9 protein-coding genes and 1 other annotated feature are annotated in these 12,652 nt (G+C 41.3%); of the genes, 1 reads left to right on the top strand and 8 read right to left on the bottom strand.

Annotated elements, in window-relative coordinates:
* Nucleotides 1-8: 8 nt before the first annotated feature.
* From BFU02S_RS01915 to BFU02S_RS01925, 3 genes are all read right to left on the bottom strand, one after another.
* Nucleotides 9-1,721, bottom strand: coding sequence for a sensor domain-containing diguanylate cyclase (locus BFU02S_RS01915; protein ID WP_084360958.1), 1,713 nt, complete (start codon nt 1,719-1,721; stop codon nt 9-11).
* Between the two features lie 67 nt (nt 1,722-1,788).
* Nucleotides 1,789-3,108, bottom strand: a complete 1,320-nt coding sequence (locus BFU02S_RS01920) for a bifunctional folylpolyglutamate synthase/dihydrofolate synthase (protein WP_066365837.1) — start codon at nt 3,106-3,108, stop codon at nt 1,789-1,791.
* A 177-nt stretch (nt 3,109-3,285) separates the two neighbouring features.
* On the bottom strand, nt 3,286-5,931 hold the full coding sequence (locus BFU02S_RS01925) for a valine--tRNA ligase (protein WP_066365991.1): 2,646 nt from the start codon (nt 5,929-5,931) through the stop codon (nt 3,286-3,288).
* Between the two features lie 50 nt (nt 5,932-5,981).
* Nucleotides 5,982-6,219 (bottom strand) — a binding site (T-box leader).
* A gap of 186 nt (nt 6,220-6,405) precedes the next feature.
* Here BFU02S_RS01925 and BFU02S_RS01930 point away from each other — a divergent pair.
* Nucleotides 6,406-6,597: a YszA family small membrane protein gene (locus tag BFU02S_RS01930; protein WP_066365839.1), complete on the top strand. Its 192-nt coding sequence runs from the start codon at nt 6,406-6,408 to the stop codon at nt 6,595-6,597.
* Nucleotides 6,598-6,627: 30 nt separating this feature from the next.
* Here BFU02S_RS01930 and ysxE read toward each other — a convergent pair whose 3' ends face one another.
* The 5 genes from ysxE to hemB all read right to left on the bottom strand — a co-directional run bounded on the left by ysxE (nt 6,628) and on the right by hemB (nt 12,623).
* Nucleotides 6,628-7,659, bottom strand: coding sequence for a spore coat protein YsxE (gene ysxE / locus BFU02S_RS01935; RefSeq protein ID WP_066365840.1), 1,032 nt, complete (start codon nt 7,657-7,659; stop codon nt 6,628-6,630).
* A 159-nt stretch (nt 7,660-7,818) separates the two neighbouring features.
* Nucleotides 7,819-8,895: a stage VI sporulation protein D gene (spoVID, locus tag BFU02S_RS01940; protein ID WP_066365842.1), complete on the bottom strand. Its 1,077-nt coding sequence runs from the start codon at nt 8,893-8,895 to the stop codon at nt 7,819-7,821.
* A gap of 156 nt (nt 8,896-9,051) precedes the next feature.
* Nucleotides 9,052-10,203, bottom strand: a complete 1,152-nt coding sequence (locus BFU02S_RS01945) for a serine hydrolase domain-containing protein (RefSeq protein ID WP_157075835.1) — start codon at nt 10,201-10,203, stop codon at nt 9,052-9,054.
* A 127-nt stretch (nt 10,204-10,330) separates the two neighbouring features.
* Nucleotides 10,331-11,617 carry a glutamate-1-semialdehyde 2,1-aminomutase gene (gene hemL, locus BFU02S_RS01950; RefSeq protein WP_066365853.1) on the bottom strand — a complete coding sequence of 429 codons (1,287 nt, stop codon included), beginning with the start codon at nt 11,615-11,617 and terminating at the stop codon, nt 10,331-10,333.
* 25 nt (nt 11,618-11,642) lie between these two features.
* The gene (gene hemB / locus BFU02S_RS01955; RefSeq protein ID WP_066365993.1) at nt 11,643-12,623 is read right to left on the bottom strand and encodes a porphobilinogen synthase; all 981 of its coding nucleotides are present in this window, start codon (nt 12,621-12,623) and stop codon (nt 11,643-11,645) included.
* Nucleotides 12,624-12,652: the final 29 nt, after the last annotated feature.

The following is a 12,652-nucleotide window of genomic DNA, read 5'->3' on the forward strand; positions in this document are numbered from 1 at the left end:
CAGCCCCTTTATTTGGAATACATAGCAACCCGATTTCTTCCTGCCCGCTTTGCCCCGACGTAAAGCGCCCGGTCGGCATGGCGAATCAGCGCCAGGTAGTCTTCCGCGTCTTCAGGTGCTGTTGCAACACCAATCGAAGCGGTGATCTTGATTTGTAATTTCTCCTGATCAAACGATTGGGTAACCGTAAACGGCCAATTGGCAATCGATTGCCTGATGAGTTCCGCCATTTTAACAGCATCCGTTTTCGAAACATCAGGTAAAAGAATGACAAATTCCTCACCGCCGTAACGGGCAACTGTCCCCCCGTCCCCAGTTATGTTACTGATTCTATTTGCCAGTTCACACAAAATTTCATTACCACTTTGGTGCCCGTATGTATCATTCACGTTTTTAAAATGATCAATATCAAGGATGATTAAAGATAACACTTTTCGTTCCTGCTGACAAAGTTTTTCAAATTCATTTGTGAGTATATTCTCGAAAAAGCGGTAATTATACAGTTTCGTTAAAGCGCAGCGTTCACTTTGCATTTTGGCTAATTCATAATGTTTGGCATTTTCCATTGCGACTGCGAAATAAGAACAGAGAATATCAGCAATCATTAATTGGTATTTTTCATATGCCCGTTTGCGTTTCGAAGCAAGCAATAAGACTCCGATCACCTTATTATTCCGCATAATCGGTACGCATAATACGCTTTCGGCCCCATCCGGCATATAACCTTTGGAGTATTTCTCCCATTCTTTCCTGGATTTAAACAAATACGCTTTTTGGGAAGCCCAGACAAGCCCGCAAAGATCTTCATTTTTCTTTATCGCAGGTAAATCAACCGATATCACCCTTCCTGCTTCCATACCGCGGGATAATTTCAGGTGATCCTCAGCCGCTTCAAATATATAGGCAAAATCGACATGCATCATTCCATTGAATTTTTGAAAAAATAAGTCGATCACATCATTTACCCGGAGGCGTTCAGCCATCTGATGTCCGATTTCCGCCGCTTTTTGCAAATTTTCATTGATCTTTTCACTAGAATAATAAAGTTTAAAAACAATCGACAAACTTACAAACGGAATACCGACAAAAAGAATAGCTGAAGAACCTACTTGGTTATAGAGAATAAACAAAATAAAACCAATCGGGAAAGTAATCAATGTTGTGATTGTCTCAACAAAAAGACTTTTCCCAAAAAAGGATTCTTTCCTATTAAACACATAATATAAATGAATCGTAAAAATGATTTGATTGATGAAATAGTACAGAAATGCATATAGAGCCACGTGCCAAAAAGAATAATTGTTAGATGTCACCTTAGGTTGGGTCTGGCCGCCCAGCCAAAAATAAATCATGCCGCTAAAGAAAGAAACCAAAAAGAACATATTTGAATTCAGCAGCAGCCGGTACATCTGCCCCTTGTAAAGAACTCCCAGTCTAAACAAAAGAACAAGAACCGCTATTTGGGCCATGACGATTTCTGCAAATAAACCAAATTCCAAAAAGACGGCAAGTGCAACCCATTGAAGTAAAAAGATAAACATATCATTGATGACAATCGGCATCGAAGCAACAAGACAAGTTAATAGCAAAAATGCGAAAGCATCGAGCCAGCGTCCTGAAAGATGCGGTGGATATGATTGAAAAGCGTACCACATTCCGAAAGGAACAATTAGAATCCAGATCAGGAAAATAATCATTTTTACATGTGATTTTACCTCCATCATATCCACCTCCCATCAAAACTTTTAATTCAAGATAAAGTTATTTTAGCAAATACCAGAATAATTGTCACAAAGAAACTGTTATATTTTTCAAATATTTTATTAAAATTGGTTTTACCTGTGAAATAAAATAAAGGGAACCGGTTATAACCATCATACTATTTTCTTTTAGGGTTGGAATCTCTTCCAAAAGATAGGTCTGCCAATTACTTGCTGCACATTTGTTTTCTGATTTACTTTGTGCAAGTAGTTCTTCTGCCGTTGCTGCCCTTGGATAGTCGAAGCTGACAAATGTTATTTGATCTGCAATACCATCAAGTTTGGCAATCATTTTGGAATAGCTTTTATCTCGTAATGCAGCAAAGACAATATGAATATGTCGGTCAGCGTAACGTTTTGATAATTCTTGAACAAGTGCTGTGACGCCTTCATCATTATGAGCCCCATCTATGATCACCAACGGATTTTCTGATAATATTTCGAATCTCCCGGGCCAATATCCTTGCTGTAAACCGATGCGGATTGATTCTTTAGTGATGGTGAGACCTTGCCGATCTAAATATAACGATGCGGCGACAGCCAATGAAGCATTTTCTGTTTGATGCCGGCCCATCAGGCTAATTTCGAGCTTCTTAAAATGGTGTTCGCCAACTTTCAACGTAAATGCTTCGCCTTTCATAAGGGATTCATGTTCTGTAATGAAAAACTCATGGTCTAGTCGGAAAATGGGCGCATTTCTTTTTTCTGCCTGTTCTTCGATTACTTTTAATGCTCCAGGATGTTTGACAGCGGTAAAAATTGGTGTCCGCTCTTTAATGATTCCCGCTTTTTCATAGGCAATTTCTTCGTAGGTACACCCGAGAATGTTCGTATGATCAAGACCAATATTTGTAATGATCGAAGCTAATGGTTTTACCACATTTGTTGAGTCAAAACGGCCTCCTAAACCAACCTCATAAAGAACGATGTCTACATTTATCATCTCGGCAAAATAGTAGAACGCCATTGCCGTAATGACTTCAAATTCGGTCGGTCCGCCAAGCTCCGTTTTCTCCAACTCCTCTGCCAGCGGAACAATGACATTCGTCAGCTCCAAAATCTCCCTGTCGCTGATAGGCTTTCCATTTATGCTGATTCGTTCGTTAAACTGTTCAATATATGGGGAAGTAAAGGTCCCGACAGTGTAACCCGCTGTTTGAAGAATGGAACGCAGAAAGGTAACAGTCGAACCCTTTCCATTCGTGCCGCCAATATGGATGGCTTTCACTTTTATTTCCGGATGGCCTAGCTTATCCATCATCCACTCCATCCGTTTTAACCCTGGTTTAATGCCCAGTCTTAATCTTCCATGGATCCAGTCGAGGGCTTCTTGATAAGTAGTAAACATATAGACACCCCAATAGTTTCTGTTGTAAGAAAAGTGCAAGCGCCTTGGTCAGCCCCGACAGGGAAATGTTCTTCTGCAACTAAAAGTCCGCCTTTCGACTTTTAGTGCATCTTGTATTTGACCTAGAGGGGCTAGACAAAGGAAGACGAACCCGGCTAGCGGATTCGCCTCTTCTTATTATATACCTTTCAATTCTTTTAAACGAGTTTCAACCACTGCTCTTTTTTCCAGATAATCTTGTTCCTTTGCCCGTTCCTCACGAATGACATGTTCAGGTGCTTTTTTGATAAAGCCTTCATTGCTTAGTTTCTTTTGAACACGTTCCACTTCTTTATGAAGGCGTTCGTATTCTTTTTGAAGTCGGGCAATTTCTTCCTCTATATTAATCAGCCCTTCAATCGGCAGGATGATTTCCACACCTGTTACTACAGCTGTCATCGCTTTTTCCGGTGCTTCAATAAGGATACCGATTTGTAATTCCTCCGGATTACAGAAACGTTCGATATAGGCACGATTTTTCTCGATCACTTTAACAATCGTTTCATCTTTCGCTTTTACGAGCATTTTGATTTTCTTGCTTAATGGCGTATTGACTTCTGCGCGAATATTTCGTACTGAGCGGATGATTTCCATAAGCAGCTTCATTTCCTGGGCTGCTTCTTCGTCGGATAATTCGGGCTTTACTTTAGGCCATTTGGCGATGGTAATCGATTCTCCTTCATGAGGGAGGTTTTGCCAAATTTCTTCAGTGATAAATGGCATGAACGGATGTAAGAGTCGCATTGTTTGATCAAGGACATAAGCAAGAACAGAACGGGTCGTTCTCTTCGCCGCCTCCTCTTCACCATATAGCGGCAGTTTCGCCATTTCGATATACCAGTCACAGAAGTCATCCCAGATAAAGTTATACAGGGTACGGCCGACTTCACCAAATTCATAACGTTCGGAAAGCTTTGTCACATGGTCAATAGTTTCATTCAAGCGTGTTAAAATCCATTTGTCTGCCACGGATTTTTCGCCGCTGAAATCAATTTCTTCATACGTCAAGCCATTCATGTTCATCAAGGCAAACCGGGAAGCATTCCAAATTTTGTTAGCAAAATTCCATGTTGCTTCGACCTTTTCCGTACTGAAACGCAAATCCTGACCTGGAGAGGTCCCTGTTGATAAGAAATAACGTAAGGAGTCGGCGCCATATTGGTCGATGACATCCATTGGGTCAACCCCGTTGCCTAATGATTTGCTCATTTTGCGTCCTTGTTCATCACGGACAAGTCCGTGAATTAAGACATCTTTAAATGGACGCTCGCCGGTAAATTCAATCGATTGGAAGATCATTCGCGATACCCAGAAGAAGATAATATCGTAGCCTGTAACTAAAACATCTGTCGGGAAATAACGCTTGTAATCTGCCGCTTCCCTATCAGGCCAGCCCATTGTTGAGAACGGCCAAAGCGCTGAGCTGAACCATGTATCCAATACATCTTGATCCTGCTCCCAATTTTCAATATCTGCAGGCGGCTCATGATCCACATAGATTTCACCAGTTTCTTTATGATACCAGGCAGGAATCCGGTGTCCCCACCAAAGCTGACGAGAAATACACCAATCACGGATATTTTCCATCCAGTGCAAATACGTCTTTTCGAACCGATCTGGTACAAAGTTTACTTTATTTTCTTTGCTTTGAAGTTTGATTGCTTCCTCCGCAAGAGGCTTCATTTTGACAAACCATTGAGTGGAAAGATATGGTTCTACAACTGCGCCGCTACGTTCGGAGTGACCGACAGAATGGAGATGGTCTTCAATTTTAAACAGTACCCCTTGTTCCTGTAGGTCTTTAACTATTTGCTTACGGCACTCGAAGCGATCCAGCCCCTGATATTTCCCCGCCTTCTCATTCATCGTACCATCTTCATTCATCACGAGAATGCGTTCCAAGTTATGACGATTACCGACTTCAAAATCGTTCGGGTCGTGGGCAGGTGTGATTTTTACGGCACCAGAGCCAAATTCCATGTCAACATAATCATCCGCAATAATCGGAATTTCACGGCCGACAATTGGCAGGACCACAGTTTTGCCTATTAAATGTTTATAGCGCTCATCTTCAGGGTGAACCGCAACTGCTGTATCGCCAAGCATCGTTTCCGGCCGGGTTGTCGCGATTTCAATATAGCCCGATCCGTCCGAAAGCGGGTATTTCAAATGATAAAACGCCCCTTGAACATCCTTATAAATAACTTCTATATCCGATAAAGCTGTTTTCGTTGAAGGATCCCAGTTGATAATGTATTCGCCCCGGTAGATCAGACCTTTTTTATAAAGAGTAACAAATACTTCTCGGACAGCTTTAGATAAACCTTCATCAAGAGTGAACCGCTCGCGGGAGTAATCCAACCCGAGTCCCAATTTCGCCCACTGCTGGCGGATATGTGATGCATATTCTTCTTTCCACTTCCATGTTTCCTCAACAAACTTTTCTCTGCCCAAATCGTACCGGTTTTTGCCCTCACTGCGAAGCTTTGCTTCTACCTTTGCCTGAGTGGCAATCCCCGCATGGTCCATTCCCGGTAACCAGAGAACATCATACCCTTGCATCCGTTTCATCCGAGTAATAATATCCTGAAGGGTTGTATCCCAAGCATGGCCCAAATGCAGCTTTCCGGTTACATTTGGCGGCGGAATAACGATGGTGTATGGCTGTTTTCCTTGATCATCCTTCGCTTCAAAAAACTTTCCCTTTAACCACCAATCATAACGACCTTTTTCAATCTTTTGCGGATCATATTTGGTGGGCATTGTGATTTCCTTTTGTTCCAATTCATTAGCCTCCCTGATCAATTTGTCAAAATAAAAAACTCCATTCGTCATAAAAGGACGAATGGAGTGCTTCGCGGTACCACCTTTTTTCCAATCAAATATCTGATTGGCACTTCATCACATAACGGTTTTTTCTCCGTCTTCTGCTACTTCGATTGCGAAAATCTCGTTCACAGAAGAAGCTCGTGGGCGACCTTCTGATGCTCCTGTTAGGAAATCTTCCAGCAAAATGATTTCCCTCTCTTGAAACAAGGGCTGCATCATACTCTTCCCAGTCTCTGCTTTTCATTTTTAATTACATTGATATACTACCGAAAAAAGGGGATTGACGTCAATCAGGATGGCCAATTTTTTTATAATTTATACTCTATATAATTTTTAAGGGAACTTCCTCGTCTTTCAGAATATACATATAGAAAACTTGCTAAGATAGGTTGTTTATAATAGATCAACTTAGTAAAGGGGAGGTTTTCAGTGAGGGGAAGCTTCAAACGCTACAAATACCATCCCTGGGTTAGAGGTTTTAAGCAATTTTACGGCCGCTTTATGATCCCGCTTATCATTTTTCAAGGGATACGGACCATTTTATTGCCGACTGTTTTTGATGTTTTTTTGCTGGCACTTCTTGTGACTCTTGCATTGTCGATTTTTTTAGATATTATTTAGGAGCCCATATTGCAGTTTTGATTACTACTGCTATTGGGCTCCTTCTTTTGGTTGCTGCTGCTGTCGATCAATTTCTGACATCCGCATCACAACATATTCAGTATTTTTTAAATGCCAATAGCACTGCTGCAATCTCCGGACAAATTTCAGTTCATTTTTTGAGTGTTTCTTCCGGTAATATTTCTCCACTCCTTGAATCATTGGGATTGGGTAGGAAAGGTAGCTGTAAAATAATAATTTCTCGTCTGTCTTAAATGGGAAATATTTAAAATAATGGTGTACCCAATCAATTGCATCATCATTCCGTTTTGGATTGGTGTTTAAAGACCGTGACAAGTATGGCAGTAAATCATGAATGGGCGATCCGTAGCGGGCATTTTCGAAATTGATAAAATACCCGTATCCCCTGTCATCATATAAAAAATGCTCAGATGACAGCTTTCCGTGGTTAATCACCATCCGTGCCTTGTCTGTTTCTTTTGTATTCTCGTACCATTCTTCAAATTTTGCCTTTGAAAACTTAATTGCCTGTCTTGTTTCATTGTAATATAAGCAATATAATAATTCGAATGGTGACATATATGTTTTCTTTTCACATTCATCTATAAATCCTTCTAAAAATTCTTGATGTTTGTCATACTGCTGGATCGTTTTTTCATAATGTTCCAGCCGTTCCTCCTTGTTAACTGTAATTTCTTTGGTGGATAGGGTATGAAGTCTCGCCAACTCACGAAACAGTTGAAGATTTTTCTGCTCCCGTTCCTCGTTAACATTATTATTAAGCCATGGCATTAAGTAATAAAGATCGTTCCCATACAAAACGGCATATCTGCCATCCATCGTCGGATAGATTGGAACAATGCGATTATATCCGCTTTGATACAAAAGATGTACATGACGGACGAAATCCGTTCCGATAGAGGGTGCAATTTTTTTCAAGGCAAATGTTCCCTTGTTGGAATAGATTTTTTGTATATTTCCGATATTTTCCACAAAAAAAGGTTCGATTTGATAATCTTTTAATATTGGGGCAACGGCAGCTATCTGATTTAGCTCATTCATTTTTTCAACCCTCTTTTTTAGAAAACTCGCCGACTGGTAAGCCCAATAGGGCGTGCTCATGAGGCGTAGTTGCACTTATTCCTAATTTGGAAAGTAATTTTTCCTATCAGCCGAGAAAAGAAGCTGAGCAGGCCGCATGGAACCCGCTCATTTGTGTGACTATTTTTTTGCTAAAGCCGCTGGAATATATAATACTTGGCCTTCATAGACATCCTGATTAATATCCAGATTATTGACACGGAGCAGATGATGAGTTGTTACATCATAACGCTCAGCAAGACTTTCCACCGTGTCACCTTTTTGTACAATACACATTTTTAGTTTCGTTTGCGCCTGGCCCTCGTCCTTGCGGGCAAAAAATTCTGTTAAGGTCATGCTCTTTTTCTTGCCGAACAGTTTCTTCTTCAGCTTCAACCCTTCTTCCGGGGAAGAAGATGAACTTTCTTCTACGATGATATGATCTTCTTCTACATGAACATCCTCATGTATATCTGTTACGACAATTTCCTCTTCTTCAACTTTCACTTCTACATGTTTTTCTTCACTCCGGGCCTTCTGATCATTCCATGAGAAACTAGGAGCATCTTCCTCTTCTTTCTCCGTGGGCTGATAACTGAAGTTTGGATATTTCGGAAATACCGGGAGCTCATCCTCCTGCTGTTTCCTTGCTTCCGTTGTAAATAAAAAGTTGTCTTCATTTTGACTTTGGATGGCAGGTTGTTCTACGTGAATTTCCTCAAGCTCCTCTTCCTCGTCCGCACGGTAAACTGCTTCTAATTGTACATCTTCCTTTTCCTGCGCGGGTTCTGCACCATATAAACCACTGATCGTCAGTTCAGCCGAAAGCTTCAAACAACTGCGCTCTGGAAAAGAATAATCGAATGATTCCACAAGAACATCAATATCGTATATGCTTTGAATCCGATTAGTTGGAATGGTTATATCAACTGGAAATCGGTGGGAAAACTCACAATTTCCTTCCTCAAGCTCCGCTACTCTCTCGACGAATTTCTGCGAGGCATTGCTGTCCTCCCCGCTTTCATTGCTGACATTGATACGTTTATATTCACCGGATAATTCCAGCGAACCGCGTATTGTTACGTACTGATCACTTTCCTGGATCGTGATGTCAGGGTCTAGGGAAATGGATACAAGCTCTTCGACTTCCTGTCCTTTTCTAAACCATAACGTCTCTTCCAAGGAAAATCGCAGACACGATTGATTCTCTTGGGACAAAGCGACTCCTCCTTTCGTTTCCTTTACGCAAAAATCACTATGTCACTTACACTCTATGAAGCAATTTCTTTATTTATGATTAAAAAACATCCCCGGTGAATTTCAAAAGGCAATTTTCTGCAGCAAAAAAAGCACCCCGAAAATAAAAAGGTGCTTTTAGGAAGTTTCAATAGGGTTACCATCTTTCGGCAATATTTGAACCATTTCATGAATTTTTAACACCATATGGTCAAGATCTGTTAATGAAACCTTCTTCGTATTAGAAAATAGAACAATTGACGTCTTGTCATTAAAATAGGAGTGTGTCGTATAATAGCCCGGCAATACGCCATTGCTCCAGGCCCTTTGTCCATCGTAATATAATCCGAGTCCATATTTTGAAAAAGGTCCGTGTGTAAGCATTTGCTTAAGGCTATTCTCAGAAACAAGCTCCCCGCTCATTAAGGCATGGTCAAATAATGATAAATCATAAGGTGTTGTATAAATATCTCCACAGGAGTATAAGGCATAAACGTTAAAAGTTTGAGTCTCTTTCATCTGGTTATCTTTCATTACATAACCTGTGGCAGTGTACGGCGCAGGGTGCTCGGGTGTCATGAATCCCGTATTATTCATATGAACCTTGTCCAAGATATTTTGCTGAATAAATTGATGAAGCGGCTCCCTGCTTACTTTTTCCACAATATAGCCTAATACCATATAATTTGAATCTCGATAGTCCCATTTCGTTCCAGGTTGGAATTTCACCGGAAATTTGGCGATCTCCCGTACCAGCTTTAATGGAGTGGTGTCACCTTTATGCCAATTAAGGCCTTGAATCCCGGAAGTATGCGACATTAAGTTATATATCTTTATACGGCTACCGTTTGGAAAGCCTGCTATATATTTTGAAACTGGGTCTTGAATGCTTAATTTTTGCTGTTCTTGCAGCATCATCAAGCTGGTTGCCGTAAATAGTTTTGAAATCGAGCCAATCGGAAATGTCGTGGTAGGAGTATTCATCAATTCTTTTTCAATATTGGCATACCCAATACCTTGACGATACAAAATCTGGTTGTCTTGCATAACTGAAATACTGCCGCTGAAATCTTTGTATGAACGTAAATAATCTCTTATATTGAGCTGCAGTGTTTCAGACTTGTTTGGAATATAAGGCTTTCTCTTCTTAACCGGCTCTTGGGCTATTTTTTCCTCTTTTTTTGGTTTTGACGATTGATGTGCTTTATGAAAAAAGGGCAGATTACAGCCAGTTAGGCTGAAAATAACGGCTACTGCCATTATAAGAATCCCCAGTTTCTTATACTTCACATAAACACCCCTTCAAAATAATAGAATTACGGCACTAATTATAGCATGCAGACGTTACAAAAATAAAAATAATTTAATGAATAAATGATGAAAAAACACTCACAGTTTCCCATGAGTGTTTTACTATTTATTTCAATTTTGCAAAAGCATTCTCTGCCGCCTGAATCGTCTTTTCAATATCTTCATCTGTATGTTCTGTTGATAAGAATAAGCCTTCAAATTGTGATGGCGGCAAGAATATGCCTTGATTGGCCATTTCCCGGTAATAGGCGGAAAAGAACTCTAAATTCGATTGTTTTGCCTTTTCATAATTAATCACATCTTCATTGGTAAAGAAGAAGCCAATCATAGACCCTGCCCGGTTGAAAGTAATTGGAATATCATATTTTTCGGCAGCTGCTTTAAAGCCTTTTTCTAGCATGTCGCCTTTTCGGATGAATTCCTTGTAATGCTCTGGTGTTAATTGGCTTAATGTTTCATAGCCTGCCGTCATGGCCAGCGGGTTGCCGGATAATGTTCCAGCTTGATAGATAGGCCCGCTCGGTGCGATTTGCTTCATAATTTCCGCTTTGCCTCCATAAGCCCCGACTGGAAGTCCGCCGCCAATGACTTTGCCAAGGCAAGTTAAATCCGGTGTAATATGAAAATAACCTTGTGCACAGTTATAACCGACTCGGAACCCTGTCATGACTTCATCGAAAATTAATAAGGCACCATATTGGGTGGTAATTTCGCGCAAGCCTTCCAAGAAACCAGGCTTTGGAGGCACAACCCCCATATTGCCGGCGACCGGTTCGACAATGATACCGGCGATGTCGTCGCCAAATTGTTCAAAGGCATATTTTACCCCTTCAAGATCATTATATTGGACCGTCACCGTATTTTTCGCAATGCCTTCCGGTACTCCCGGGCTGTCGGGAAGACCAAGGGTCGCAACACCGGAGCCAGCTTTAATCAATAGGGAATCACCGTGTCCATGGTAACAGCCTTCGAATTTTAAAATCTTGCTGCGACCAGTATAGCCTCTTGCTAGCCTTAAAACGCTCATGGTTGCCTCTGTTCCAGAGTTAACCATTCTGACAATTTCAATTGACGGGACACGCTCTTGAACAAGCTTTGCCAGCTTGTTTTCAAGCAATGTCGGAGAGCCGAAGCTTGTTCCCATTTCCGCTTGTTTCTTTAGTGCCTCTACAACACGGTCATTGGAATGCCCCAAAATAAGCGGACCCCATGACAAGACATAGTCAATGTATTCATTGCCATCAATATCATAGATTTTCGATCCTTTCCCCCGCTCCATAAAAATTGGATTCATATCTACCGATTTGAAGGCACGGACCGGGCTATTGACGCCGCCGGGCATTAGTGTTTGGGCTTCTTTAAATGCTTCAATTGATTTAGTGTATGAACGCACCCTAGTTCCCTCTTTTCGAATTGGTTTATTGGTTTTCATTCAGCCAACGTATCGCATCTTTGGCATGATAGGTAATGATAAGATCCGCTCCGGCGCGCTTCATGCCGGTTAACAATTCCAAAACAGTCTGTTTCTCATCAATCCAGCCGTTTTGTGCCGCAGCTTTAATCATCGAATATTCACCGCTGACATTATAGACGACAACAGGTACATTAAAGTTATTTTTTATATCACGGACAATATCAAGGTATGGCATGCCAGGTTTTACGATGAGAAAGTCTGCGCCTTCAGCAACGTCAGATTCTGCTTCTCGGAATGCCTCCAAACGATTGGCCGGGTCCATTTGATAGGTTTTGCGATCGCCAAATTTCGGTGCGCCCTCTGCTGCTTCGCGAAATGGTCCGTAGAATGCAGAAGCATATTTAACAGCATAGGACATAATAGGTACATCTAAGAACCCAGCTTTATCCAACCCGGCACGAATCGCGGCCACAAACCCGTCCATCATGTTGGATGGGGCAATAATATCCGCTCCTGCTTCTGCCTGGCTTACCGCCGTTTGAACAAGCAGATCAAGCGATTCATCATTTAGAATTTTTTCACCGCTGATAACCCCGCAATGGCCGTGACTCGTATATTCACATAGACAAGTATCTGCTACAACAATGATTTCCGGAAATTTTTCTTTAATAAAGCGGGTAGCTTCCTGCACAATACCATGATGATGATAAGCTTGTGTGCCGCATTCATCCTTTTCTGCCGGTATACCGAATAACAATACGGATTTAATTCCGTGTGCCACGATCTCTTCCATTTCTGCTTGAAGATGATCCATCGAGACTTGGAACACTCCTAGCATGGATGGTACCTCATTGCGGATATTTTCTCCCTCATAAATAAACAGCGGGTAAATAAAATCTTCCGCTCGTAAATGGTTTTCTCTTACAAGTGCCCGCATATTGGCACTTGAACGCAGACGGCGGTGGCGTTTAAATTGCAAATCCATTGTAATCCCCCCATTTTTGATAAAAAAGT

It is taken from the genome of Neobacillus fumarioli NBRC 102428 (genome assembly GCF_001591485.1).
GTDB lineage: Bacteria > Bacillota > Bacilli > Bacillales > Cytobacillaceae > Neobacillus > Neobacillus fumarioli.

Bases quoted from the DNA above. Each gene is read 5' to 3' on its own strand.
- BFU02S_RS01920 (WP_066365837.1), bottom strand. From the start codon at position 3,108: ATGTTTACTACTTATCAAGAAGCCCTCGACTGGATCCATGGAAGATTA.
- BFU02S_RS01915 (WP_084360958.1), bottom strand. From the start codon at position 1,721: ATGGAGGTAAAATCACATGTAAAAATGATTATTTTCCTGATCTGGATT.
- hemB (WP_066365993.1), bottom strand. From the start codon at position 12,623: ATGGATTTGCAATTTAAACGCCACCGCCGTCTGCGTTCAAGTGCCAAT.
- ysxE (WP_066365840.1), bottom strand. From the start codon at position 7,659: ATGAATGAGCTAAATCAGATAGCTGCCGTTGCCCCAATATTAAAAGAT.